The following is a 23,672-nucleotide window of genomic DNA, read 5'->3' on the forward strand; positions in this document are numbered from 1 at the left end:
CTGCTGAGTTTGCGGAAATAGATTCCCGGCCCCTGAAAACAAGGGCCGCGCAACAAAAAAGCCCGGCGCGACAGCCGGGCTTTTCCATGGGTTTCGGGCCTGAAGGCGGCGCCTGGATCAGGCGGCCTCTTCCTGCAGGTCGTCGCCGTCGACATCCGCATCGCCTTCCGCCTCGGCGCCCTTGGCGCGGCGCGGCGACTTGGCCAGGCTCTGCTCGATGAGCTTCAGGGCCTCGGTGTCGGTGATCTTGTTGACCGCCGCGATCTCGCGGACGACGCGGTCGAGGGCGGATTCATAGAGCTGACGCTCGCTGTAGGACTGCTCGGGCTGGGCCTCGGAGCGGTACAGATCGCGCACGACCTCGGTCACGGCGATCAGGTCGCCGGAATTGATCTTCGCTTCGTATTCCTGGGCGCGGCGCGACCACATGGTGCGCTTCACGCGGGCACGACCGGTCAGAACGTCAAGCGCCTTCTGCACGAGAGCCGGCTCGGCGAGCTTGCGCATGCCGACGCTGGAGGCTTTCGCGGTGGGGACGCGCAGGACCATCTTGTCCTTGTCGAAGGACACCACGAACAGTTCCAGTTTAAAGCCCGCGATCTCTTGCTCTTCCACGGCCGTGATGCGGCCGACGCCGTGAGCGGGATACACAATTGCTTCGCCGGCTTTAAAACCCAGGCGCTGGGCGGACTTCTTGGCGGTCGTCATGCGAGAGAGGCCTCCTTGCATGGTCCTCGCCTCATGGCGAGGGCGCTTGTATTCCATCGGGCAGGGCCCCGGAGGAACGAGAATGAATGGTTGCGGAACTTGACTGTTCCGCTCGACTCCCTGATTAAGCCAGTAGCTAGAAAACGCCCACGACCCATGACATAAGGCGTCGCTTACCTTAGGTCATTGGTCATGCATCATTGATTCATCGTGTGATCAGCCTACCTGCGGGGTCGGCGCACGGAATGGGCGCATGCGACGGCATTGACTGGACCCTATCACAGTCCGCCCGAAAAAGCAAAAATATTTCAGAAACACTGTTAAGAAGGTGCGATTATGCTCAAGCTCGCACCCGAACCGACTTAATCGCCCTCACCCGGATTGGGCGTGAAGAACTTCTCGTACTTGCCCGCCACGCCGTCGAACTCCTTGGCGTCCGGGGGCGCATCCTTCTTCTGGGTGATGTTGGGCCAGCTCTTGGCCATGTCGGCATTGAGCTTGAGCCACTGCTCCAGGCCGGGTTCCGCATCCGGCTTGATGGCCTCGGCCGGGCATTCCGGCTCGCAGACGCCGCAATCGATGCACTCGTCGGGGTGGATGACGAGCATGTTCTCGCCCTCGTAGAAACAGTCGACCGGACACACCTCGACGCAGTCCATGTATTTGCACTTGATGCAATTTTCCGTGACGACGTAGGTCATGAACAGTCCTTTGGAGGGTCAGTTCGAGAAAAGAGAGGAGCTCAGCGTCGCTCTAGCGGCTGTCGTCGCCGCTGACAAGCGTTCCGTCGCCAGGCTCCAGGTTCAGGTAGAGCAGCCTTGCTTCCGTTGCAGGGCCGCGCCGCGCCCCGAGATCCTCGACCCGGACCACGAGGGTGGACCGGGCCAGAGCCAGGGTGACCACGTCACCGACGGCCACGGCCTTGGCCGGGCTGTCGATGCGCTGGCCGTTCACCCGGACGAAACCGCTCGCGACGAGCTTGGCCGCGAGCGTCCGGGACTTCGCGAAACGTGCGAACCAGAGCCACTTGTCGAGGCGCTGCCGGTCCTCACGCATGGACCGTCATCGCCTATTTCTTGTCCTCGAGCTGGGCCTTGAGGGCCATCAGCTTGGCGAAGGGCGAGTTCGGGTCGGGCTGCTTCTCGCGGCGATCCTGTCCGCCGTCGCGGCGGCCCTCGTGGCGCTTGTCGGGCCGGGGACCACGGCGCTCGTCCGGACGGCCGCCGGCGCGCGGGGGCCGGTTCTGCGGCCTGCCGCCCTCGCCCTGCCCTTCCCGGTGCTCGGGACGGCGATCCGGGCGCGGACCGTGCCGATGCGGACGCTCGCCCGAAGGCTGCTCGCCCTGAGCCTCGCCCTGGCGGGGACGGCGGTCTTGGCGCTCGCCCCGGTTGGGCCGGCCGCGACCGTGGCGGGCCTGTCCGCCCTCGTGCTGACGGCGGCCCTGACGCCACACCTCGATCATCTCGGGCTCTGCCGGCGCGGCGGCCTCACCGGAAGGGGCGCCTTCCTGGCCCTCGGCCGGAGCAGCGGCTTCGGAAGCGCCCTCGGAAGCAACCTCCTGAGCAGCCTCCACGGCCTCGTTGACGCTCGTCGCGCCTTCCGGAGCCTCCGCGGCGACGGCGCCGACCTCCTGCGTGAGGACGGGCGCCTCCTCGGCCGGGGTCTCGCCGGCCGCCGCGGCAGTCTCGCCCTCGGCCGCAGGTGCTTCCGGCCCGCCCTCGGGAGCCGCAGCCGGCGCCTCGGGCGCCTGCGCGAGCGGGGTGGTGATGGCGGGACCTGGACGGCGTTCGGCCACATAGCCCAGCGATTTCAGGATCGTGGCGAAATCCTCGCCGGCGCAGCCCACGAGGGAGGTCATGGACACCGTCGCCACGAAGCCGTCGCCGTCCGCCGCGCCCGGAGGGGGCTCGCCGGGGGTCACCCCGGGACGGTAGGTCATGGCCGGACGGATCAGATCCGCCAGGCGCTCCAGGATGTCGACGCGCACCGCCCGTCCGCCGCAGACCCGGAAGCCGGCGGCGCGGTAGAGGCCCGGCGCGATGTCGTGATCGACGGGGATCGAGGTCCGGCCGGACTGGGCCAGATGGGCGATCTCGTCGATGCCCTTCTGCTCGAGGCCGCCGTTCTGCAGCGCCCAGAGCTGCGCCGCCAGGGTGCGGGGCGCGGGCTTCAGCAGCGCCGGCAGGTAAAGGTGATAGGCGCCGAAGCGGATGCCCGCCTTGCGCAGGGCCGCGCGGGCCTCCTGATCGAGGCTGCGCACCTCGTTGAGGACCTTGGAGCGCTCCAGCACGCCCAGCGCCTCGCCGATCTGGAAGGCGATGCCCCGGGCCAGACCCGCGAGCTCCGTGCTCTCCTCCAGCTGCATCAGCGGGCCGAGAAGGCGCACGATATAAGCCTTGAGCCAGGCGCGCAGGCGATTCTCGACCTTGTCGCGGGCCGGCCCCGTCAGCTGCTCGTCGGAGAGGATGCGCAGGCGGGGCTCGAAGAGCTTGTCGCCGGGCTCCAGCTTCGCGACCGGATCGCCCATCCAGCGGATGGTGCCGTCGTTCGAGAGCACGAGCGTGGTGTCGGGCGTCTCGGCGAACCGGTCGGCCCGCGCCTCGATTTCTCCGGCCAGCGCCTTGCTTGCCGCGTTCCGCAGGGTCTTGGCCTCCGCCGTGTCGGCCTGGGGGTCAGGCACGAAATGGAAGCCGTGCAGGTGACCGATGTGCTGACCCTCGACCGTGACATCGCCGGAGGTCGTAATTTCCGCTTCGAGCATCGTGTTCTCTCTCAAGCGCCGCATGAGAACGCTGGTTCGCCTGTCGACAAAGCGCTGGGCGAGACGTTCATGGAGCGCGTCCGATAGCTTGTCCTCTACCTGACGCGCAACACCCTGCCAATGCTCAGGATCCTTCAACCAGTCGGGACGGTTAGCGACGAAGGACCAAGTCCGGACCTGTGCTATCCGATTGGAGAGGGTGTCGATATCGCCGTCCGTACGGTCCATGGCCGACAAATGCCGGGAAAACCAGTCCGCCGGAACGGCGCCGTCCTTCATCAGGAAACGATAGATCTGTCCCACGAGATCCGCATGGGTCTGCGGGGACACTTTTCTGTAATCGGGCACCTGGCACACCTGCCAGAGCCGCTCGACTGCGACCTTGGAGCGCGCGAAGGCCTGGATGTCGTCGTCCCGCGCCAGCACTTCGAGCGCCGCCACGTCCTCGCCCATGGGCGCCCGCACGAGGCCGAACTCGCGCGGCTGCTCCCCCAGGGAATCGCGCAGGCGCCCCAGGGTGGAGAAATCGAGGTCGGGATTGCGCCATTGCAGGATGCGCAGCGGATCGAAGGTGTGATTCTCCAGGGCCTCGACGGTTTCCGCATCGAAAGGCGGGCAGCGGCCGGTGGTGCCGAAGGTGCCGTCGCGCATGTGGCGGCCGGCGCGGCCGGCGATCTGGGCCAGCTCCGGGTTGTAGAGCTTCCGGAAGCGGAAGCCGTCGTATTTCTTGTCGGACGCGAAGGCCACGTGGTCCACGTCGAGATTGAGCCCCATGCCGACGGCGTCCGTGGCGATCAGATAATCCACGTCGCCGTTCTGGTAGAGCTCGACCTGCGCATTGCGGGTGCGGGGCGAGAGCGCCCCCAGGACGACCGCCGCGCCTCCGCTCTGGCGCCGGATCAGCTCCGCGATGGCATAGACCTCCTCGGCCGAGAAGGCCACGATGGCGCTGCGGCGGGGCAGGCGCGACACCTTCTTCTCGCCCGCGAAGGTGAGCTTCGAGAGCCTCGGCCGGGTGATCACGTGGACGCCGGGGATGAGCGTCTCGATCAGGGGCCGCATGGTGTTGGACCCGATGAGCAGGGTCTCCTCGCGTCCGCGCTGGTTCAGGAGACGGTCCGTGAAGACGTGGCCCCGGTCGAGGTCGCTGGCGAGCTGGATCTCGTCCACGGCCACGAAGGCGAGGTCGAGGTCCCGCGGCATGGCCTCGACGGTGGAAATCCAGTAGCGCGGCCGGTCCGGCTTGATCTTCTCCTCGCCGGTCACGAGGGCCACGTTGTGGGCGCCGGCCTTCTCCACCACGCGCTGATACACCTCGCGGGCAAGCAGGCGCAGCGGCAGGCCGATCATGCCGCTCTCGTGGCCGAGCATCCGCTCGATGGCGAGGTGGGTCTTGCCGGTATTCGTCGGGCCGAGCACGGCTGTTACGCCGCGCGAGCGTATTTGCGGGGGAAGGGAACGGCGGGCCATGCCTGATTTCAGAGTGCGGGTTCGTCCCGGAAACGAGAACGAGGGATTTCGGAACCGCGGGTCGGCATCGGCTCGGGCTGCCCCTCTCGACGATAGCAACCCGGCACGGGCCGAGCTGCAGGCTCGACCCTTATATGGTGTTTCAAACGGGAATCACCACAGCCGGAACGAATTTCCGCTGAACTTTAAGGCTTTTCGTCCTCAGGGCCGCAGGGAGGTCGGCACGACCTTCGCGCCCCCATCCACCGACCAGCTTGAGGCTTCGACCACGCTCATGCCGATCATGGTGCGCACGGCGACCCGCACCGGGAAGAGCAGGCGCTGCCCCTCGACGGGAGCAAGCCAGACCGACATGTCCCGGTTGTCCTGCATGAACTTGGTGGAGGGGCGCAGGGAGCGGTGGCCGGAAATCGGCACGTAACGGGCGTTGCAGACCAGGACGGGCCCCGAATAGCCGGGAAGCTCGACATCCTTGGTCTCGGCGTAGCTGAGGACCACGTCGAACCGGGCGGCGCCGTCGAAGACCGGAAGGGTGCGGTTGCAGTTGGCGGACGACATCAGGTTCCCCGATGCGACCGCCGGCATGAGAAGGGCGCTGACCGGATCGACCACCCCCTTCTTGTCGCCGTCCTTGACCGGAACCCGGTCGGGCTTCTCGTCGATGGGCGGGTCAATGTCGACCGCCGCCACATTGCCACCGGTCAGGCCCATCCGGACCGTCCGCTGGTCGCTGGAGGAGCGGGAGGTCACGGCGAAGCTCGCGGGCTGAGGCTGCGAGCCCGCGATGGTGCCGGAGGCCGTGGCCACGCCCTTGCCGCCCGTGAGCATCCGGGCCAGGCCGGAGAGCTTCACGGCCGCCTGCATCTTGTATTTCGAGCCGTCGAAGGACGAGGACAGGTCGGCCTTCCCGAGCGGCAGGCCGATGAGGGAGACGTCGTACTCCACCTTGAGGGTCTGCGCCTCGCCGGGGGTGCCGATGCCGACAAGGGCCAGGGTCATGAATGCGGAGGCGATGAGGCGCATGGGGCTTTCCTGGAGGAGTGTCATGTCACATCATATGGGAATCAGTCCATATCGTGACCACGATGTTGCAAAAAATCGAGATGCGGCACCCTGCTATTCTTGACGCGGGGCCCTGTTTCGGCCTATAGGCTCGCACCTTCCAAGGACTTTTGGTGTCCGGCCACGCGGGATCTGCGCTGAAGCAAACCCGCGAGATTTGAGGCCGCGACCCCTCGATACAATAGGATTGAACCCATGTCGCGCCGTTGCGAACTGACCGGCAAGGCCGTGCTGAGTGGCCACCTGGTGAGCCACTCGAACCGCAAGACGAAGCGGAAGTTCCTGCCGAACCTCTGCAACGTCACGCTCCAGTCCGACACCCTGCAGCGCTCCGTGCGCCTGCGCGTGTCCGCCAATGCGCTGCGCTCGGTCGAGCACCGCGGCGGCCTCGACGCCTTCCTGGCCAAGGCCAAGGCGGACGAGCTGTCGTCGAACGCCCTCACGATCAAGCGCGAGATCGAGAAGAAGCTCGCTGCTGCGAGTTAATCTCGAACCGCAAAAGCTCTGCGCTGCGGGCGGCCTCACAGCCGCCCGTTTTGCGTTGGCTGCGAGGCTTGGCCGTTTCTGGCCGAACCGGAGGCTCTGGAGATGACCGTGAAGACGAAGATCAACCGCCGCGACTTCATGATCGCGCTCGCGGCCATGACCGTTGTCGTGCTCTCGTCCAATATCCTGGTCCAGTATCCGTTCACCCATATGGGGCTGGGCGACTACCTGACCTGGGGCGCCTTCACCTATCCCTTCTCCTTCCTGGTCACCGACCTGTCCAACCGGCGCTTCGGACAGCAGGGCGCGCGCCGGGTCGTCTATGCCGGCTTCGTGCTGGCCGTGATCCTGTCGGTCGTCCTCGCCACCCCGCGCATCGCCATGGCCTCGGGCATGGCCTTCCTGGCGGCCCAGCTCCTCGACATCCGCATCTTCGCGGGCCTGCGGGACAAGGCCTGGTGGCTTCCGCCCTTCGTGTCGTCCGTGATCTCGTCCGCCCTCGACACGGCGATCTTCTTCTCCTTCGCCTTCTATTGCGGCGTCGTGCCGGGCCTCGGCCTGACGATCAGCGACGCCCTGGGCACCTTCGGCATCGCCGATCAATGCATCGCCCTGCCCTGGGTCAGCCTGGCCGTGGCCGATTACGGGGTGAAGCTCGGGCTCGCGGCCCTGTCCATCGCACCCTACGGCGCGATCCTGGCGCTCATGCAGCACCGGCCCCGTCGGGCGGCATGACGGCCCGAAGACGAAGACCTGCATTCTCGAGAGGCGCTCCAGGGAGCGCCTCTTTCTTTGTGGGCCCGGCGTCCTCCGTCCCTCAGCCCACGAGAGCGAATTCGAGCAGGATCGTCCGCTGAAACGGGCTGAAATTGTCGTCGGAGATCAGGGTCAGGATCGTCTCTCCGCCCTCGCGGTGCACCGAGAGACCTTCCATGTTGTCGATCTGCAGCGAGGCGTCGCTCTCGAAGATGACGGGACCGTCCACCAGGGCTCCAGGCCTGATCGCGTCCCGGGCGACCCGGCGCAGCCGGATGGAGAAGGCCCCGAGGAGGGAAAAGCGCCGGTCGAGGAGCAGCATGTCGCCATCGGGCAGGAAGGCGAGATCGGCGATCTCGTAGCCGTTGGAGCGAACCACCTCGAACGCCCCCTGCCGAGGTCCCGTGAGGATGAAGCCCCTCGTGGGGGCCTCGTCCCCCCTCGCCGCCCGCTCCGCAACGGCCACGATGGCGCCGGAAAGGGGCGAGCGCGGCGGGGCGATGCCGATGGCCTCGAGCCCCCGGTTTCCGGGAAGGTCCTTGAGCTCCTCGGGCACGGGAACGGGCCGCCCCCGCTCCAGGCCGCCCTTTCCATCCCAGTCGAAGCGGATGACGTCGTGGGAGCGCTCCACGCCAATGAGGGCCGTCCTGCCGGAAACGGCGAGGCTTTCCGTGTCGTAGAAGCGCGACTCCGCCAGGGGCTTGCCTCCTTCGAGCCGCAGGGGGGCGAGCACGGCGTCGGACAGGCCGGAGAGCCGCCCTTCCGAGGTTTCGACCTGTGCCCGCAGCCAATGGGCATGGTCGGCCACGGCCACGAGGCGGCGCCCGTCGGGCGAGCGCCAGAGAGCCGAGAACCCGCCGAAGGCGGGATTGGGGGATTGGAGATCCAGGCCCGACCGGAATTCCAGAGCGCCGAAGCGGGACCGGTCAAGGCTGGAGACGGAAAGACGGTCGATCGGCGTCGCCGTGACCGTAATCGCGGTGGCCTCTGTGAGCGGCGCCGGCCGCGGCACCAGCGCGGCGCCGAAGCCGGCGGCGATCGTGGTCGCGGTGAGGGCGCCGCCGCCGATCAGGAGCGAGCGCCGGCTCAGCCTCAAGCGAAGGCTCTGCGCCGGGGAGCGCGCGTCGCCTGCGGCGGGTTCTCCTCGAAGAGCTCCGCGAGCTTCTCGGTCATGACGCCGCCGAGCTCCTCCGCATCGACGATGGTCACGGCGCGGCGGTAATAGCGCGTCACGTCGTGTCCGATGCCGATGGCGATGAGCTCCACCGGAGAACGGGTCTCGATTTCCTCGATGATGAAGCGCAGGTGCCGCTCGAGGTAGTTGCCCGGATTGACCGAGAGGGTCGAATCGTCGACCGGCGCGCCGTCGGAGATCACCATCAGGATGCGCCGCTGCTCGGGCCGGCCGAGCAGGCGCTTGTGCGCCCAGTCGAGCGCCTCGCCGTCGATGTTCTCCTTGAGCAGACCCTCGCGCATCATCAGGCCGAGGTTCTTGCGCGCGCGCCGCCAGGGCGCGTCGGCCGACTTGTAGATGATGTGGCGCAGGTCGTTGAGGCGGCCGGGATTGGCGGGCTTGCCGCCCTGCAGCCAGGACTCGCGCGCCTGACCGCCCTTCCAGGCCCGGGTGGTGAAGCCGAGGATCTCCACCTTGACGCCGCAGCGCTCCAGCGTCCGGGCCAGGATGTCGGCGCAGGTGGCCGCCACCGTGATCGGACGGCCGCGCATGGAGCCGGAATTGTCGAGAAGCAGCGTCACCACCGTGTCGCGGAAGTTGGTGTCCTGCTCCTGCTTGAAGCTCAAGGGCTGGAACGGGTCCATGACCACGCGCGGCAGACGTGCCGGATCGAGGGACCCCTCCTCCAGATCGAACTCCCAGGCGCGGTTCTGCTGGGCCATGAGGCGGCGCTGCAGGCGGTTCGCCAGCCGGCCGACCACGCCCTGGAGATGGGCGAGCTGCTTGTCGAGATAGGCGCGCAGGCGCGTCAGCTCGTCGGAATCGCAGAGATCCTCCGCATGGATGACCTCGTCGAACCGGGTGGTGAAGGGTTTGTAATCCGGTCCGCGGGCTTCGTTGTGGCGGGACGGGGGCCGCCAGGCTTCGGCGGCATTCTCGGAATCGGCCTCCTCGGCCTCCTCCGGCATCTCCCCGGTGGGGCCGTCCGAATCCTCGGTGGCGCCGTCCTCCATTTCGTCGGTGGCGTCCTCGCTCACCTCGACCTCGGCGCGGTCGCCCTGGGCTTCCTGCTCCGATTCACCCTCGCCCTGCTGCTGGTCCTGATCGGACTCGTTCTCCTCCTCGCTCTCGTCGTCCTCCGGGTTGAGGGCCGAATCGTCGGCCATGTCCAGGGAGGAGAGGAGCTCGCGGATGGAGCGGGCGAAATCGCGCTGGCTTTCGATGTTCTTGAGCAGCCCGTCCAGGTCGCGGCCGGCGCGATCCTCGACGAAATCGCGCCAGAGCTCGACGATCTTCGCCGCCGCCGGCGGGGGCCTTTCGCCGGTCAGGCGCTCGCGCACCATGAGCGCGACCGCATCCTCCAGCGGGGCATCGGCGCGGTCGGTGATGTCCTCGTACTTTCCGCCGCGATGGTAGCGGTCCTCGAGCATCGCCGTGATGTTGGAGGCGACGCCCTTCATGCGGCGCGAGCCGATGGACTCGACCCGGGCCTGCTCGACCGCGTCGAAGACCGCACGGGCGGCCTGGCCCTCCGGGGCGAGCCGGCGGTGAAGGACCGCATCGTGGCAGGCGAGGCGCAGGGCCATGGCATCCGCATTGCCGCGCAGGACCGCCACGTCCTGGGTGGTCAGCCGCCGCGGCGGTTCCGGCAGGCGGGCCTTGTCGCCCATGAGAGCCGGACGGTCGGACGCGAAGGTCACCTCGAGATCCGGCTTGCGGGCAATCGCCTTCATGGCGCCGGCGATGGAGCGCTTCAGCGGCTCCGCCGGCGCTTCCTTCTTCTCACCTGGCTTGCGGTTCGAGATGGACATCTCATTCCTTTACCCGTCATCCCGGCCGGAGCGTAGCGACGAGCCGGGATCGCCTAAACCAGCGAAGCTCCCATACGATCCCGGGTCGCGCCCCGCGGGCGCGTCCGGGATGACACTTTACGACAGCGCCACGTTCACGGCGCTTTCCGGCAGGTCCTTGCCGAAGGAGCGCTGATAGAACTCGGCCACGAGGGGCCGTTCGAGCTCGTCGCACTTGTTAAGGAAGGTCACCCGGAACGCGAATCCCGTATCGCCGAAGATCTCGGCGTTCTCGGCCCAGGTGATCACCGTGCGCGGGCTCATGACGGTCGAGAGGTCGCCGTTCATGAAGGCGCTGCGGGTGAGATCGGCCACGCGCACCATCTTGTTGACGATGTCGCGGCCCTCCGGGCTGTCCTGGTAGTGCTTGGCCTTGGAGAGGACGATGTCCACCTCCTTGTCGTGCGGCAGGTAGTTCAGGGTCGTCACGATGGACCAGCGGTCCATCTGGCCCTGGTTGATCTGCTGCGTGCCGTGATAGAGGCCGGACGTGTCGCCCAGGCCCACCGTGTTGGCCGTCGAGAAGAGCCGGAAGGCCGGATGGGGCCGGATGACCCGCTTCTGGTCGAGGAGCGTGAGCTTGCCCGACTGCTCCAGGATGCGCTGGATCACGAACATCACGTCGGGACGGCCCGCGTCGTATTCGTCGAACACGAGCGCCACGTTGTTCTGCAGGGCCCAGGGCAGGATGCCGTCCTGGAAGGCGGTGACCTGCTTGCCCTCCTTGAGCACGATGGCGTCCTTGCCGACGAGGTCGATACGCGACACGTGGCTGTCCAGGTTGACGCGCACGCACGGCCAGTTCAGCCGCGCGGCCACCTGCTCGATATGGGTCGACTTGCCGGTGCCGTGATAGCCGGTGATCATCACGCGGCGGTTGCGGGCGAAGCCGGCGAGAATGGCGAGCGTCGTCTCCCGGTCGAAGAGGTAGTCCGGATCGAGATCCGGCACATGCTCCTCGGCTTGGGAAAAGGCGGGAACCTCCAGATCCGAGTCGATTCCGAAGACCTGTCGCACGGACACTTTCATGTCCGGAGTTTGGGTCACTGTCTCGGTTGCTGCCGTCATTGGGGCCTCTCGGTCGGATTTGGAACGTTTCGTTTCTAACTTTGCCAAGGACTTCATATCGCCCGTGGCGCGATGGCGCAATTTCTCAAGTGCTCAACAGGGTTGCGTAATACGGGATTCGGCGCTTTCTCAGCACAGGCCCGCGGACTTGAGGACGTCGTGCGCCTTGATGATGTCGCGCAGACGCTCCTCGAAGGAGCGGTCGCCGCCATTGGCATCCGGATGGAACTGCTTCACGAGCGCCTTGTACTGGGCCTTGATGGCCGGTCCCTCGGCGGTCTCGTCGAGGCCGAGCACGTCGAGCGCGCGGCGCACGGCGCCCGTGTAGCGGGGCTTCTTGGGCTCGGCCGGCGCCCGGCGCTGGCGCCCCTGGCGGAAGTCCTCGCCCCGCAGGATCCCCAGCGGATCGAAATAGGCCCATTCCCGGGCCTCGCCCTTGGCTTCCGCGCCCTCGCTCTTGCCGGACGCGTTCACGCCCATGGCCCAGGTCGGCCGATGGCCAATGATGGCGTCCTTCTGGTAGGCCGCCACGGCGGTGTCGGACATGCCGGCGAAGTAGTTGTAGGATGCGTTGTACTCGCGCACGTGCTGAAGGCAGAAACGCCAGTACTGCCCCTCGTGGTCGCGCCCCTTCGGGGCCCGATACTGCCCCTCCGCCTTGCAGGCCGGATGTTCGCAGACGGGTCCCTTGGTCTCGCGCGGCTCGTCGCAGGACGGCTTGATGCGGATGCGGTCGAAAAGAGGCGAATTGAGATCCATGATACAGCGATTATGAGTGGCCTGAGGCCCCTAGCCAAGGCCTCAGCGCTTTTCGCCGCAGACCCGTTCAAAAAGGTTTACTACAAAACATGACCCTTGCCGCTTGGATCACGCAGGAATTGCAGAACCGCCTTCATCCCGCGGAGCTGACCGTCACGGACGAGTCAGAGCAGCATCACGGACACGCCGGGTGGCGCGAGGGGGGCGAAACTCACTTCCGTATTCATATCGTGTCGGAGGCCTTCATCGGCAAGAGCCGGGTCGAGCGCCACCGCCTCGTCAACGAGGTGCTGAGCGGGGCGTTCGACAGGGGCCTGCACGCCCTCGCCATCCAGGCGAGAGCGCCGGGGGAATAGGGCGACGGATGCGGGATTACTTGATCCGCTCGAGCACGCTGACGTAGTTCGCCACCGCCGCGCCGCCCATGTTGAAGATGCCGCCGAGAACCGGGTTCCTCACCTGGATCCCGCCGGCCTCCTCGCAGAGCTGCATGGCCGAGAGCGCATGCATGGAGACGCCGGTCGCGCCGATCGGATGACCCTTGGCCTTGAGGCCGCCGGAAGGGTTCACCGGCAGCTTGCCGTCCCGGTTCGTCCAGCCCTCCTTGACCGCGACTGCGCCCTGTCCGGGAGCCGTCAGCCCCATCGCCTCGTATTCGATCAGTTCGGCGATGGTGAAGCAGTCGTGGGTCTCCACGAAGGAGAGGTCCGTGAGCTGGATTCCGGCCTGGTCGAGCGCCCGGCGCCAGGCTTCGGCACAGCCCTCGAACTGGATGATGTCGCGCTTCGACATGGGCAGGAAGTCCTGCGCATGGGCCGTGGCCCGGAAGGCGACCGCCCGGGGCATGCGCAGGGCCGTCTCCGTGTCGGCCAGAACGAGCGCCGCCGCGCCGTCCGAGACGAGGGAGCAGTCCGTGCGCTTGAGCGGGCCCGCCACGAAGGGGTTCTTGTCGCTCTCGGCCCGGCAGAAGTCGAAGCCGAGATCCTTGCGCATCTGCGCATAGGGGTTGTCGACGCCGTTCTTGTGGTTCTTCGCGGCGATCATGGCGAGCGCGTCGGACTGGTCGCCGTAACGCTGGAAGTAGCGTCCGGCGATCTGGCCGAAGACGCCGGCGAAGCCGCCCTTGGTCTCTCCGTCCTCGGGCAGGTAGGAGGCCTTGAGCAGGATGTTGCCGATCTCCGGCCCCGGGGTGCGCGTCATCTGCTCCACGCCGACCACGAGCACGGTGCGGGCGCGCCGGGCCTCGATGGTCTTGATGGCCTGATGCACCGCCGCGGAGCCCGTGGCGCAGGCATTCTCGACCCGCGTCGCCGGCTTGAAGCGGAACCTGTCGCTCGCCTGGAACACCAGGGAGGCCGTGAAGTCCTGAGCCGAGAAGCCGCCGTTGAAATGGCCGAGGACCACCTCGTCCACATCCTCGGCTCCCAGGCCCGCATGGTCCAGCGCCTCGTTGGCGACGCGGACGATAAGGCTCTCGACGCTCTCGTTGTCGAGCTTGCCGAAGGGGGTGTGGGCCCAACCGACGATGCAGGCGGTCATGGAGGTTTCCTCGCGAATCTCTTTATCTGAAAGGGAAGATGGGGCCGTTTGGGAAAGGCAGCAAGGGAGGGCTTCCGGGCCCTGTGAAAAGTTCGCCGGAAGCCCTCCGGAACGGCTTGCCCGAGCTTGGCCCTTCATGGTCCAAAGGGCGCCTTCAAATGAGGTCTCCCATGCGTCTTTGCGTGTTCTGCGGCTCCAGCGCGGGCCATGATTCGTCCTATCTCGATGCGGCGAAGGCCCTGGGCGCGGCCTTCGCGGAGCAGAAGATCGACCTGGTCTATGGCGGCGCATCGGTCGGTCTGATGGGGGCGGTGGCGGATGCGGTCCTGGCCGGGGGCGGGAACGTGATCGGCGTGATGCCCCAGGCTCTCGTCGACAAGGAGATCGCCCATAAGGGCCTGAAGGATCTCAGGATCGTCGGCTCCATGCACGAGCGCAAGGCGCTGATGGCGGAACTCTCCGACGGTTTCGTCGCCCTGCCCGGCGGGCTCGGCACCTTCGAGGAGCTGTTCGAGGTCTGGACCTGGGCTCAGCTCGGCTATCACCGCAAGCCCTGCTCCCTTCTCAACGTGAGCGGCTTCTACGACAAGCTGGCAGGCTTCCTCGACGACGTGGTGGACAGGGGCTTCGTCAAGCCGATCCACCGCGCCATGCTGATCGTCGAGCGGGAGCCGGACGCCCTGATCGAAGCCATCCGGTCCTATCGACCGCCGGCGGTCGACAAATGGATCAAGGCGGGCGAGCGATGACCGGCATCGTGCCGGTCCGATCCGCTGGGGCCTTCCGAAGGTCCCCGAACGGAGCCGCTTAACGTCAGCGCTGCGACAGCAGGAGCATGGCGACGCCGCCGAGGATGAGCCCCATTCCGGCCAGCTCCCGGCGGGTGGTGGTCTGGGCCATGAAGCGGTGGGACACGGCCTGCGCCATCAGCACCTCGACGAGAGCCAAGGTACGCACATTGGCGGCCGTGGTCAGGGCAAAGCCGATGAACCAGAACTGGGAGGCAAGCGCCCCCAGGAAGCCCGCGCCGAGGGACGGGCGCCAGGCCTCGAAGCTCGCAAGAAGCGCCTTGCGGTCGAACAGGCCGAGCCAGAGCAGCAGCATGGCCGTCTGCAGCCCGAGCCCCCAGACCAGGGTCGTCGTCGCCCGCATCAGGAAGGACCCCTCCGGAAGGGACAGGATCGCACCGCGGAAGCCGATGGCGGCAAGGGCGAAGAAGGCTCCCGCCGCGATGCCGGCGATGACGGGCCGCAGGCCTGCCGAGGCCAGGCCCGTGCCCGGCTTCACCGACATCAGGAGAACGCCGGACGTGGCGATGAGGATCGCCAGGGCCATGGTGGGCGTCAACGGATCGCCGAGCAGCACGAGGCCGAACAGGGCGACCTGGACGGGCTCGGTCTTCGTGTAGGCCGTCACCACCGAGAAGGCGCGCTCGCGCATAGCGGACAGCATCAACGCCGTTGCCAGGATCTGCGTGGCGGCCCCGCCGAGAACGTAGAGCAGGAAGGTCGCGTCCGGCGCGGGCACGGATTCGCCCGTCGCGAACCTCGCTCCGGCGAGCGCCAGGAGCGCGAAAGGAAACCCATAGAGAAACCGCACCTGGGTCGCGCCCACGGTCCCGATCCGCTCCGTCAGGCGGCGCTGCGTCGCGTTGCGGCCCGTCTGGGCCGCGGCAGCGGCCAAGGTCACGGGAATCCAAAGAAGGGATAAATTCATGGATTGATCTTCAAAGCGCGCGGCTCTTGCCACTCTCTTGCCATGGAATCCCTTAGAAAGGGTGGATATTCATGAACAATAAGCCGTTCTGACCCTGGTCATAACTGGGGCGCAGGACTAAAAATAGCCTAGCTGGCGCAAGCGGGTCCGTCGGACTCCCCTCTGCCACAATCGACTTCATGGAGCCGTTCCGTATGAACGCAAGCCGAGCCATCCGTATGACCGTCCTGGCCTTCGCCGCTCTCGTGAGCGGGGCAGCCTGGGCCAGTACTCCGGCTCTCGTCGTGGAAGTTGAGTCCGGCCGCGTCCTCCACGCGGAGCGGGCGACCGATCCCTGGTATCCGGCCTCGGTCACCAAGCTGATGACCACCTATGTGGCGCTCGATCAGATCCGCAGCGGCCAGGCCAGCATGGACAAGCTTCTGACGGTCTCGGAAAGCGCGGCGTCGCAGCCGCCGTCCAAGATGGGCTTCAAGCCGGGCACCCAGATCCGCCTCGACAATGCGCTCAAGATCATCATGGTCAAGTCGGCGAACGATGTCGCCGCGACCATCGCCGAAAACCTCGGCGGCTCCATCGACGGCTTCTCCGAGCTGATGAACGCGACGGCGCAGCGCCTCGGCATGAGCAGCAGCCATTTCGCCAATCCTCACGGGCTGCCCGACGAGCGCAACCAGACCACGGCGCGCGACATGGCGATCCTCGCCCGCGCGCTCCTGCTCGAATTCCCGGATCACCAGGACCTGTTCCATATCGGCGCCATCCAGTTCGGCCGCCGGATCATGCGCAACACCAACGGCCTCATCGGCCGCTATCCCGGCGCGGACGGCATGAAGACCGGCTTCATCTGCTCCTCCGGCTTCAATGTGGTCGCCACCGCCACCCGCAACGGCCGCCACCTGATCACGGTGGTGTTCGGCGCGCCCTCCGCCAACGAGCGCACCATGAAGGCCGCCGACCTGTTCGACCGCGGCTTCAACAGCTCGGTCAACTTCACCAATCCGACGCTGACGGCCCTGCCCGCCTCGTCCCTCCAGACGCCGCCGGACCTGCGCCCCGTCATCTGCGACCGGCGCGGCCCCCTGCCGAAGGAAGAGGACAGCCCGACGACCGTGGCGGAGGAGAACACGAACACGCCGAACCTCTTCTCGTCGGACGTGATGGCCTATGCGGGAACGACGAAGCCCATGCGCACGACCCTCGGCCCGCGTTCCGCCGTCCAGCCGGAGCGGGTTTGGGTCGGCCTGACGCCTCCCTCGGAGAGCGAGCTCGCTGCCGAAGCGGCCAAGGAGAAGGCCGCCGAGGAGGCTCAGAAGGCCAAGACCAAGAAGAAGGCTGCCCCGGCCAAGAAGTCCACCAAGGCCGCCGCCAAGCCTGCCGCGGAAAGCGACGACGCCGGCGAGGAAAAGGCGCAGGCCAAGGGCAAGGACGAGCCGCGGGCCAGCGTCAGCCTGAAGCCGGTGACCGGCGAGGGCAAGAGCGCCACCAAGGCGGGAGCCAAGGCACCCCAGAAGGCGGATGCTTCGACGAAGTCCAAATCGTCCAAGAACTGATCCTCAGAACCGACACGCGGAACCGGGCGAACTCCCATAGAAAGGGATCGCCCGGTTTCTTCTTGGGCGGAGGGCCCTTGCAATCGGCTGCAAACCGCGCGAACGGTGCGGCCCCAACCCGGTTGCCGCGATGACCCATCCAGCCTCTCCCGCCCACGGTATGCTTTTCGCCCTCGGCTCGGCGACCTTCTACGGCCTCAACATCGTCTATGCCCGGATGGCCTCGTTCGCGGGCGCGAGCGGATCGGCCATCGTGGTCTACCGCGTGTTCCTGATGCTGCTGCTCGTCGGGATCGCCGCCGTCGTCCTGCGGCGTTCCCTGGCCACGGCCCGGGAGGAGCGGGGCACCCTGGCCCTCCTCGGGGTTTCCACGGCCCTCGTGGGCGTCTGCTATCTTTCCTCGGTAGCCTACATCCCGGTCACGGTGGCCGCGGTGGTGTTCTACACCTTTCCGATCTTCATCGTTCTGGCGAGCCCCTTCGTCGAGGGCACCAAGCTCACGCCGGCCCTGCTGGCGGTGGTGGCCGTGGCGACGATCGGCGTCGTCATGGTGGTCGGCCCCGCCTTCGGCGACCTGGACTGGCGCGGCCTCGCCCTCGCCTTCGCGGCCAGTCTCGCCACGGCCACCCAGTTCTTCGCCGCCGCCCGCTGCCGCCGCACCGGCGTCGTGGCGAAGGTGTTCTGGATCCACGTCCTGGTCCTGCCCACGGCAGCCCTCATCGCCCTCGCGGCCGGCCAGCTCGACCCGCCCTCCACCCTGACGGTGGCGCCCTACGCGGTCGGCATGACCATCGGCGGCTATCTGATCGGCTTCATGCTGCAGTTCCTGGCGCTCGGGCGCATCACGGCGGTGGCCGCCGGCATCATCTATTGCACCGAGCCGGTCGTGGCGGCCGTGTCCTCGGCGGTCATCCTGGGCGAGACCCTGGACGTCCTCCAGATGGCGGGCGGCACCCTGGTGCTGTCCGCCATCATCGCCAATGTCCTGCTGGAGCAGCGCCGCCACAGGGGCGCGCCCATCGTTGCCATCGCGGATTGACCCCATGACCGACCCACGCACCCCTCCCGCTCCCCTTCCGCTGACGATCCTGACGGGCTTCCTGGGCGCGGGCAAAACCACCCTCCTGAACCGGCTCCTTCAGGATCCGGCCCTCCAGGACACGGTGGTCATCATCAACGAGTTCGGAGAGATCGGGCTCGACCATCTCCTCGTCGAAACGGTGGACGAGGGCATGGTGCTGCTGTCGGCGGGCTGCCTCTGCTGCACCGTCCGGGGCGACCTGATCGCCACCCTGGAGGACCTGCTGCGCAAGCGCGACAACGGCAGGATCGCACCCTTCCGGCGCGTGATCATCGAGACCACCGGCCTCGCCGATCCGGCTCCGATCCTCCATGCGGTGCTCTACCATCCCTACCTGTCCATGCGCTACGCGGTCGAGGGCGTGGTGACGGTGATCGACGCCGTGAACGGAGCCGCGACCCTCGATGCCCATCGGGAGGCCCTGAAACAGGCGGCGGTCGCGGAGCGGATCGTCCTGACGAAGACGGACCTCGTCGAGGACCGGGACGGACTCGCCCGCCTGCGCGAGCGGGTGCGCCAGCTCAATCCGGGCGCCACGATCCTCGAAGCCGATGCGCCCGCCGAGGCGATCGTCGCGGGCGGGCTCTTCGATTTCGAAGGCAGGATCGCCGACGTGCGGGAATGGCTGAAGGCCGAGGCGGTCGAGGAGGCCGAGCGGGAAAGCCATGCCCATCAGCACGGGCACCACCACCACGGCCATGGTCACCACGACCACCATCATCACCACCACGACGTGAACCGGCACGACGAGCGCATCCGCGCCTTCTGCCTCACCAGCGACCGGCCGATCCGCCAGGGCACCCTCGACATGTTCCTGGACCTCCTGCGCTCGTCTCAGGGAGCCAAGCTCCTGCGGGTGAAGGGTCTCGTGGCCCTCGCCGAGGACCCGGAGCATCCGGTGGTGATCCACGGGGTTCAGCACGTGATCCATGTGCCGGCGGTGCTGCCGCGCTGGCCGAGCGAGGACCGGCGCAGCCGCCTGGTCTTCATCGTGGACGATCTCGAACGGGAGGTGGTCGACAAGCTCTGGAACGCCTTCCTCGGCAATCCCGGCATCGACCAGCCCGACGCCGCGGCCCTGTCCGACAACCCGCTGTCGCTCAGGCGTTAGCCATCTGCGAGCGCTGCGCCCAGCCGGTCATCGACTGCTCGATGAGCGCGGTGATCACGTACATGATGACGCCGAGCACCGCGAGGACCACCAGGGCGGCCCAGACGAGGGGAACCTCGAAGGCGGCCGAAGCCCGGGTGAGAAGATTGCCGATGCCCACATTCGAGGCGTTCTGCTCGCCGATGACGGAGCCGACATAGGCGAGCGTGATCGCCACCTTCAGCGAGCCGAAGAAATACGGCATCGCCCGGGGCAGGCCCACCTTCATGATGATGTCGCGCTTGGAGGCGCCGAGCGCCCGCAGCACGTCCTCCATCTCGGGCTCCACCGTCGAGATGCCCGTCGCCACGTTGACCACGATGGGGAAGAACGAGATCAGGAAGGCCGTCATGACCGGGGGCACCCAGCCGACGCCGAACCAGAAGACGAGGATGGGCACCACCGCGACCTTGGGGATGGAGTTGAAGCCCACGAGGAGCGGATAGGTTCCGGCGTTGATGAGCCGCGAGGCGCCGAGCGCCATGCCGAGCAGGAGGCCGAAGACGACGGCGAGGCCGAAGCCGGCGATCGTCATCCACAGCGTGTGCATGGCGTGATAGGCGAGCTGGTTCCGGTAGTCCCAGATCGCCTCCAGGATCGTCGAGGGCGCCGGCAGGATGAAGCTCGAGACGTCGAGGACGCGGCAGACGATCTCCCACAGGGCGAAGAAGCCGACGGTGAAGATCCAGGGGGCAAGGGCGAGCTGACGTTTGGTCGACATGGGCAACCTCAGGCCGCCATCCGCGCCTGCGCGATGCGGCCGCGCAGCTCGTGAACGAGGGCCGAAAATTCGGGCGTGTAGGTGATCTCGAGATCGCGGGGCCGGGGAAATTCCACCTCGCGCTCGGCGACGATGCGGCCGGGCCGGGCGCTCATGCAGAAGATCCGGTCGGCAAGGAAGGCCGCCTCGCGCAGATCGTGGGTCACGAGGATGACCGTCACCCCCTGCGCCGCGTGCAGATCGCGGATCACGCACCACAATTCCTCGCGGGTGAAGGTATCGAGCGCCCCGAAGGGCTCGTCGAGCATGAGGAGCTTGGGCTCGTGGATCAGCGCGCGGCACAGGGAGGCGCGCTGCTGCATGCCGCCCGAGAGCTGCCAGGGATATTTGTGCCCCTGGCCCTTCAATCCCACCTGGGCCAGCAGGGCCTCGGCCTTGGCGACATACTCCGCCTTGTGTTTGCGCAGCCGCGAGCGGTGCGGCTGCACGATCTCGAGCGGCAGGAGGATGTTGTCGAGGGTGGTGCGCCAGGGCAGCATGGTGGGGTTCTGGAAGGCCATGCCGGCGAGCTTCACGGGAGCGCCGACCTGCTTGCCGTCCACGATCACGGTTCCCTTCCTGGGAAACTGAAGGCCCGTGGCGAGCTTCATGAGGGTGGACTTGCCGCAGCCCGACGGACCGACGATGGCGGCGAACTCCCCTTCCTGGATCCGGATGTTGAGGTTCTCGACGGCCGGAACGCCGTCCTCGGCCCGCGCATAGACGTGGGTCACGTCGTGAATGTCGACGAAGGTCTTCATGAGGATCTGTCAGCCGGAGAAAGAAAGGGCCGGATCGTTCGCGCGACCCGGCCCGGGCTCAGTTCACTTTCCTCTGATCGGCGGGAGGAAGGAACTCGTCGGTGAAGATGTCCTCCGCCTTCGGCTTTTGCTTGTAGTTGAAGGTCAGCCCGATCTGATCGAGGGACTTGGCGAACCGCTCCTTGTCGATCCCGCCGAAGCCGTTCTCCTTCACCCAGGGCGTGATCATGTTCTGATCCAGCACCATCTTGAGGCGCTCCAGCTCCACGTCCTTCTTGGCGACGTCGTTGCGCTTGAGGACGGCCTCGACCGCGGCGGCCGGGTCCTTGATCGTATCCTGGACCCCCTTCATGATCGCGCGCAGCAGGCCCTTGACCGCCTCGGGCTTCTCCTTGGCGAACTTCTCGGAGACGATGACCGCGTTGCCGTAGAGATCGACCCCGTACTCGCTCATGGGCAGGACGACGATGTCGTCCGCCGGCACGCCGCGGGACTTCAGGTTGATGTAGGACGACATGGCGAACCCGAAGACCGCGTCGACCTCGCCCTGAGCCAGCATCGGCTCGCGCACCGGGAAGCCCACATTCTCGAACTTCATGCTGGAATCGTCGATGTTGTTGACCGACTTGAAGATCGGCCACTGGGCATAGGCGCCGTCTGCCGCAGGCGCGCCGAAGGTCCGGCCCTGAAGGCTCGAAATGTCCTTCGTGATGCCGCGGCTCTTGCGTCCGATGATTGCGAAGGGCGGCCGGTCGTACATCATCATCACGGCCTTGATGCCGGAATCCGGGTTCTCGTCCCGGAACCGCACCAGGGAATTGATGTCGCCGAAGCCGGCATCGTAGGTGCCCGAGGCCACCCGGGAGATCGGCTCACGGGAGCCGGCCGCCGGGTCGATGGTCACGTCGAGGCCCTCTTCCTTGAAGTACCCCTTTTCGAGCGCGACCGCGAAGGGAGCCGCCGGCCCCTCCCAGCGCCAATCCAACGTGAACCGCACCGGCGTCTGCGCCTGGGCTGCGACCGAGCCGAGAAGCATGGCCGCGCCTGCCACCACGCCCCTGATCCACCATCCGGCTCCTGCCGAACCATCGAAAACCATTACCGCTACCTCTGTTCTTGCCGTCGTCGTCGGGAGATCGGAGGCCCTGAGGACCGCCGAGGGTCCGCGCCGTCCGGGTTCATAAGTCCCGCTCATGCAAGCAGAATTGCACCGCACGTCAAGGCATCCGCTGAACAAGAAAACGACATCGGCTGCTCAAGTTGGGGTCTTGACGCCCAAAACGGTCGTCCCTACCTGCACCTTATCGGTGACCGGGCCCCTCTGACGGGACGCGACATGCGCCCGTGATGTCGGAGCCGATGCTCGTGAAACAGCAATCATAGGTCCGGTTATGCCAGAATTCCTGCTCATGGAATGGCTGGGAAAGCCCGTCTGGATGTGGACGGCCTTCCTGAGCCTTGTCGTCTTTCTGCTCGCCTTCGATCTCGGCATCCTCAACAGGAAGGATAAAGAGCTCGGCGTGAAGCAGAGCCTCCTGCTTTCTGCCTTCTATATCGGCATCGCCGTGCTCTTCGGCGCCTACATCTGGTGGGCGTTCGAGGCGGGCCTCCTGGTCACCCAGGATGGAAGCCATGCCGGCATCGCCTACTTCACCGGCTTCTTCATCGAGAAGTCGCTCTCGATCGACAACGTCTTCGTGATCTCGCTGATCTTCAGCTATTTCGCGATTCCGAGGAAATACCAGTACCGTGCCCTGGTCTGGGGCATCATCGGCGTCATCGTGCTTCGCGGCATCATGATCGCGCTCGGCGCGGCGCTGGTGCAGGAATACGCGTGGCTTCTCTATGTGTTCGGCGCGTTCCTGATCATCACGGGCATCAAGATGCTGATCGTGCCCGAGAGCGATCCCGACATCGAGAAGAACCCCGTCGTGCGCTTCCTGCGCAAGCACATGCGGGTGACCGACCGGCTCCACGAGCAGCACTTCTTCGTGCGGGAGCCCGATCCGAAGACCGGCAGGCTCGTCACCTGGGCGACGCCGCTCTTCCTCGCCCTCGTGGTGATCAACATCGCCGACCTGATCTTCGCGGTCGATTCGGTTCCGGCGATCTTCGCCATCACCACGGACACCTTCGTGGTCTACACGGCGAACATCATGGCGATCCTCGGCCTGCGCGCCCTCTACTTCGCCCTGGCCGCGATGGTGCACCGGTTCCACTACCTGAAATACGCGCTGGCGCTCGTGCTCGTCTTCATCGGCGGCAAGATCTTCTGGAACCAGCTCGTGGGCAAGCTGGACCCGACGATCTCCCTGAGCGTCACGCTCGCCCTGATCGCCGGCGGCGTCGTCTTCTCCCTCTGGAAGACGAAGAACGAACAGGCGGCCATCACGGGCTAAAGCGCCCCAACGATGCGACCAAGGAAAAGGCGGCGAAAGCCGCCTTTTTCGTTGCCGGTCAGACCGGCAGATCCCCGTCGCTCTTGACCTCCTCCATCACCGCGTAGGTGCGGGTCTCCTTGACGCCCGGAAGCGCCAGGAGGGTCTCGCCGAGGAAGCGGCGGTAGGCCGCCATGTCGGCGACGCGGGTCTTGACCAGGTAGTCGAACCCCCCGGCCACCATGTGGCACTCCAGAACCTCGGGGGCGCGCCGCACGGCCTCGGCGAATTTCTCGAACACGTCCGGCGTGGTCTTGTCGAGAGAGACCTCGACGAAGACCAGAAGCTCCAGCCCCAGGCGGTGCGGATCGAGCCGCGCCCCGAACCCGGCGATGTATCCCTCCCGCTGCAGACGCTTCATCCGCTCGCTGGTCGAGGTCGGAGACAGGCCCACCTTTTCGGCCAGATCCACGGCGGCGATCCGGCCGTCGCTCTGGAGGAGCTTCAGGATCTTTCGATCTATTCGGTCGATCTCTGACAATTTTCACGGATCTTCAGCTGTTCTGCCGCGCAATCTAAGGCAAGGCGGCGATTATTGCTATCGAATCACGGTTGCCTGCCTCCTATATTCTCCGGAGTT

General features: G+C 66.6%; 23 protein-coding genes. 8 read left to right on the top strand and 15 right to left on the bottom strand.

Translation table 11 applies throughout. The annotated features are described in order from the left end of the window. Window positions 1–117: 117 nt before the first annotated feature. The 5 genes from LGR44_RS04515 to LGR44_RS04535 all read right to left on the bottom strand — a co-directional run bounded on the left by LGR44_RS04515 (window position 118) and on the right by LGR44_RS04535 (window position 5,986). Window positions 118–708, bottom strand: coding sequence for a CarD family transcriptional regulator (locus tag LGR44_RS04515; protein ID WP_226737694.1), 591 nt, complete (start codon window positions 706–708; stop codon window positions 118–120). A gap of 362 nt (window positions 709–1,070) precedes the next feature. Then, a complete protein-coding gene (gene fdxA / locus LGR44_RS04520; RefSeq protein WP_226737695.1) occupies window positions 1,071–1,409 on the bottom strand; it encodes a ferredoxin FdxA in 339 nt (112 codons plus the stop codon). Between the two features lie 52 nt (window positions 1,410–1,461). Further along, a complete protein-coding gene (locus LGR44_RS04525) occupies window positions 1,462–1,764 on the bottom strand; it encodes an RNA-binding S4 domain-containing protein (protein ID WP_226737698.1) in 303 nt (100 codons plus the stop codon). Between the two features lie 13 nt (window positions 1,765–1,777). After that, window positions 1,778–4,939 carry a helicase-related protein gene (locus LGR44_RS04530; protein WP_226737699.1) on the bottom strand — a complete coding sequence of 1,054 codons (3,162 nt, stop codon included), beginning with the start codon at window positions 4,937–4,939 and terminating at the stop codon, window positions 1,778–1,780. Window positions 4,940–5,140: 201 nt separating this feature from the next. Beyond that, window positions 5,141–5,986 (bottom strand): DUF3108 domain-containing protein, encoded by an 846-nt coding sequence (locus tag LGR44_RS04535; RefSeq protein ID WP_226737701.1) that lies wholly within the window; start codon window positions 5,984–5,986, stop codon window positions 5,141–5,143. Window positions 5,987–6,196: 210 nt separating this feature from the next. On the opposite strand from LGR44_RS04535, the gene rpmB reads away from it, so the two are divergent. Next, window positions 6,197–6,487 carry a 50S ribosomal protein L28 gene (gene rpmB / locus LGR44_RS04540; protein WP_226737703.1) on the top strand — a complete coding sequence of 97 codons (291 nt, stop codon included), beginning with the start codon at window positions 6,197–6,199 and terminating at the stop codon, window positions 6,485–6,487. A 102-nt stretch (window positions 6,488–6,589) separates the two neighbouring features. Beyond that, entirely contained in the window at window positions 6,590–7,222 is a 633-nt protein-coding gene (locus LGR44_RS04545) for a queuosine precursor transporter (protein WP_226737705.1), read from the top strand. 82 nt (window positions 7,223–7,304) lie between these two features. Here the strand turns inward: LGR44_RS04545 and LGR44_RS04550 are convergent, their stop codons facing one another. The 4 genes from LGR44_RS04550 to LGR44_RS04565 all read right to left on the bottom strand — a co-directional run bounded on the left by LGR44_RS04550 (window position 7,305) and on the right by LGR44_RS04565 (window position 12,094). After that, the gene (locus tag LGR44_RS04550; protein ID WP_226737707.1) at window positions 7,305–8,339 is read right to left on the bottom strand and encodes an esterase-like activity of phytase family protein; all 1,035 of its coding nucleotides are present in this window, start codon (window positions 8,337–8,339) and stop codon (window positions 7,305–7,307) included. Beyond that, window positions 8,336–10,228, bottom strand: a complete 1,893-nt coding sequence (cobT, locus tag LGR44_RS04555; protein WP_226737709.1) for a cobaltochelatase subunit CobT — start codon at window positions 10,226–10,228, stop codon at window positions 8,336–8,338. The genes LGR44_RS04550 and cobT overlap by 4 nt, the downstream gene beginning before the upstream one ends. Before the next feature lie 117 nt (window positions 10,229–10,345). Beyond that, a complete protein-coding gene (cobS, locus tag LGR44_RS04560) occupies window positions 10,346–11,335 on the bottom strand; it encodes a cobaltochelatase subunit CobS (RefSeq protein ID WP_226737711.1) in 990 nt (329 codons plus the stop codon). 129 nt (window positions 11,336–11,464) lie between these two features. After that, window positions 11,465–12,094, bottom strand: a complete 630-nt coding sequence (locus tag LGR44_RS04565) for a J domain-containing protein (RefSeq protein WP_226737713.1) — start codon at window positions 12,092–12,094, stop codon at window positions 11,465–11,467. Window positions 12,095–12,183: 89 nt separating this feature from the next. Between LGR44_RS04565 and LGR44_RS04570 the strand changes: the two genes are divergently transcribed. Further along, window positions 12,184–12,450 carry a BolA family protein gene (locus tag LGR44_RS04570; RefSeq protein ID WP_226737715.1) on the top strand — a complete coding sequence of 89 codons (267 nt, stop codon included), beginning with the start codon at window positions 12,184–12,186 and terminating at the stop codon, window positions 12,448–12,450. A 16-nt stretch (window positions 12,451–12,466) separates the two neighbouring features. On the opposite strand, the gene LGR44_RS04575 is transcribed toward LGR44_RS04570, so the two are convergent. Continuing rightward, on the bottom strand, window positions 12,467–13,633 hold the full coding sequence (locus tag LGR44_RS04575) for an acetyl-CoA acetyltransferase (RefSeq protein WP_226737717.1): 1,167 nt from the start codon (window positions 13,631–13,633) through the stop codon (window positions 12,467–12,469). Window positions 13,634–13,803: 170 nt separating this feature from the next. On the opposite strand from LGR44_RS04575, the gene LGR44_RS04580 reads away from it, so the two are divergent. Next, complete coding sequence (locus LGR44_RS04580) at window positions 13,804–14,382, top strand: LOG family protein (RefSeq protein ID WP_226737719.1); 579 nt, start codon at window positions 13,804–13,806, stop codon at window positions 14,380–14,382. Window positions 14,383–14,446: 64 nt separating this feature from the next. On the opposite strand, the gene LGR44_RS04585 is transcribed toward LGR44_RS04580, so the two are convergent. Further along, complete coding sequence (locus LGR44_RS04585; protein ID WP_226737721.1) at window positions 14,447–15,349, bottom strand: EamA family transporter; 903 nt, start codon at window positions 15,347–15,349, stop codon at window positions 14,447–14,449. Between the two features lie 194 nt (window positions 15,350–15,543). Between LGR44_RS04585 and LGR44_RS04590 the strand changes: the two genes are divergently transcribed. From LGR44_RS04590 to LGR44_RS04600, 3 genes are all read left to right on the top strand, one after another. Continuing rightward, window positions 15,544–16,902 carry a D-alanyl-D-alanine carboxypeptidase family protein gene (locus LGR44_RS04590; RefSeq protein ID WP_226737723.1) on the top strand — a complete coding sequence of 453 codons (1,359 nt, stop codon included), beginning with the start codon at window positions 15,544–15,546 and terminating at the stop codon, window positions 16,900–16,902. 130 nt (window positions 16,903–17,032) lie between these two features. Further along, complete coding sequence (locus LGR44_RS04595) at window positions 17,033–17,941, top strand: DMT family transporter (protein WP_226737725.1); 909 nt, start codon at window positions 17,033–17,035, stop codon at window positions 17,939–17,941. Window positions 17,942–17,945: 4 nt separating this feature from the next. After that, window positions 17,946–19,094, top strand: a complete 1,149-nt coding sequence (locus tag LGR44_RS04600) for a CobW family GTP-binding protein (protein WP_226737727.1) — start codon at window positions 17,946–17,948, stop codon at window positions 19,092–19,094. Here the strand turns inward: LGR44_RS04600 and LGR44_RS04605 are convergent. Genes LGR44_RS04605 through LGR44_RS04615 form a run of 3 tightly spaced genes read right to left on the bottom strand, consistent with a single transcriptional unit; the run spans window position 19,084 to window position 21,753 of the window. After that, window positions 19,084–19,854 carry an ABC transporter permease gene (locus LGR44_RS04605; RefSeq protein WP_226737729.1) on the bottom strand — a complete coding sequence of 257 codons (771 nt, stop codon included), beginning with the start codon at window positions 19,852–19,854 and terminating at the stop codon, window positions 19,084–19,086. The two genes, LGR44_RS04600 and LGR44_RS04605, sit on opposite strands and share 11 nt — an antisense overlap. Before the next feature lie 8 nt (window positions 19,855–19,862). Beyond that, window positions 19,863–20,654 carry an ABC transporter ATP-binding protein gene (locus LGR44_RS04610; RefSeq protein WP_226737731.1) on the bottom strand — a complete coding sequence of 264 codons (792 nt, stop codon included), beginning with the start codon at window positions 20,652–20,654 and terminating at the stop codon, window positions 19,863–19,865. A gap of 58 nt (window positions 20,655–20,712) precedes the next feature. Then, window positions 20,713–21,753 (bottom strand): ABC transporter substrate-binding protein, encoded by a 1,041-nt coding sequence (locus LGR44_RS04615; protein WP_226737733.1) that lies wholly within the window; start codon window positions 21,751–21,753, stop codon window positions 20,713–20,715. Between the two features lie 292 nt (window positions 21,754–22,045). Between LGR44_RS04615 and LGR44_RS04620 the strand changes: the two genes are divergently transcribed. Further along, entirely contained in the window at window positions 22,046–23,053 is a 1,008-nt protein-coding gene (locus LGR44_RS04620) for a TerC family protein (protein WP_226737735.1), read from the top strand. Between the two features lie 58 nt (window positions 23,054–23,111). On the opposite strand, the gene LGR44_RS04625 is transcribed toward LGR44_RS04620, so the two are convergent. Continuing rightward, the gene (locus LGR44_RS04625) at window positions 23,112–23,573 is read right to left on the bottom strand and encodes an Lrp/AsnC ligand binding domain-containing protein (RefSeq protein ID WP_226737737.1); all 462 of its coding nucleotides are present in this window, start codon (window positions 23,571–23,573) and stop codon (window positions 23,112–23,114) included. Window positions 23,574–23,672: the final 99 nt, after the last annotated feature.

Origin of the sequence: Microvirga lenta (assembly GCF_020532555.1) — a bacterium.
In the GTDB taxonomy this organism is placed as follows: Bacteria; Pseudomonadota; Alphaproteobacteria; order Rhizobiales; family Beijerinckiaceae; genus Microvirga; species Microvirga lenta.

Excerpts from the sequence above, each read along its gene's own strand:
- LGR44_RS04515 (WP_226737694.1), bottom strand. The coding sequence starts at position 708 with ATGACGACCGCCAAGAAGTCCGCCCAGCGCCTGGGTTTTAAAGCCGGC.
- fdxA (WP_226737695.1), bottom strand. The coding sequence starts at position 1,409 with ATGACCTACGTCGTCACGGAAAATTGCATCAAGTGCAAATACATGGAC.
- LGR44_RS04525 (WP_226737698.1), bottom strand. The coding sequence starts at position 1,764 with ATGCGTGAGGACCGGCAGCGCCTCGACAAGTGGCTCTGGTTCGCACGT.
- LGR44_RS04530 (WP_226737699.1), bottom strand. The coding sequence starts at position 4,939 with ATGGCCCGCCGTTCCCTTCCCCCGCAAATACGCTCGCGCGGCGTAACA.
- LGR44_RS04535 (WP_226737701.1), bottom strand. The coding sequence starts at position 5,986 with ATGACACTCCTCCAGGAAAGCCCCATGCGCCTCATCGCCTCCGCATTC.
- rpmB (WP_226737703.1), top strand. The coding sequence starts at position 6,197 with ATGTCGCGCCGTTGCGAACTGACCGGCAAGGCCGTGCTGAGTGGCCAC.
- LGR44_RS04545 (WP_226737705.1), top strand. The coding sequence starts at position 6,590 with ATGACCGTGAAGACGAAGATCAACCGCCGCGACTTCATGATCGCGCTC.
- cobT (WP_226737709.1), bottom strand. The coding sequence starts at position 10,228 with ATGTCCATCTCGAACCGCAAGCCAGGTGAGAAGAAGGAAGCGCCGGCG.
- cobS (WP_226737711.1), bottom strand. The coding sequence starts at position 11,335 with ATGACGGCAGCAACCGAGACAGTGACCCAAACTCCGGACATGAAAGTG.
- LGR44_RS04565 (WP_226737713.1), bottom strand. The coding sequence starts at position 12,094 with ATGGATCTCAATTCGCCTCTTTTCGACCGCATCCGCATCAAGCCGTCC.
- LGR44_RS04570 (WP_226737715.1), top strand. The coding sequence starts at position 12,184 with ATGACCCTTGCCGCTTGGATCACGCAGGAATTGCAGAACCGCCTTCAT.
- LGR44_RS04575 (WP_226737717.1), bottom strand. The coding sequence starts at position 13,633 with ATGACCGCCTGCATCGTCGGTTGGGCCCACACCCCCTTCGGCAAGCTC.
- LGR44_RS04580 (WP_226737719.1), top strand. The coding sequence starts at position 13,804 with ATGCGTCTTTGCGTGTTCTGCGGCTCCAGCGCGGGCCATGATTCGTCC.
- LGR44_RS04585 (WP_226737721.1), bottom strand. The coding sequence starts at position 15,349 with ATGAATTTATCCCTTCTTTGGATTCCCGTGACCTTGGCCGCTGCCGCG.
- LGR44_RS04590 (WP_226737723.1), top strand. The coding sequence starts at position 15,544 with ATGAACGCAAGCCGAGCCATCCGTATGACCGTCCTGGCCTTCGCCGCT.
- LGR44_RS04595 (WP_226737725.1), top strand. The coding sequence starts at position 17,033 with ATGACCCATCCAGCCTCTCCCGCCCACGGTATGCTTTTCGCCCTCGGC.
- LGR44_RS04600 (WP_226737727.1), top strand. The coding sequence starts at position 17,946 with ATGACCGACCCACGCACCCCTCCCGCTCCCCTTCCGCTGACGATCCTG.
- LGR44_RS04605 (WP_226737729.1), bottom strand. The coding sequence starts at position 19,854 with ATGTCGACCAAACGTCAGCTCGCCCTTGCCCCCTGGATCTTCACCGTC.
- LGR44_RS04610 (WP_226737731.1), bottom strand. The coding sequence starts at position 20,654 with ATGAAGACCTTCGTCGACATTCACGACGTGACCCACGTCTATGCGCGG.
- LGR44_RS04615 (WP_226737733.1), bottom strand. The coding sequence starts at position 21,753 with ATGGTTTTCGATGGTTCGGCAGGAGCCGGATGGTGGATCAGGGGCGTG.
- LGR44_RS04620 (WP_226737735.1), top strand. The coding sequence starts at position 22,046 with ATGCCAGAATTCCTGCTCATGGAATGGCTGGGAAAGCCCGTCTGGATG.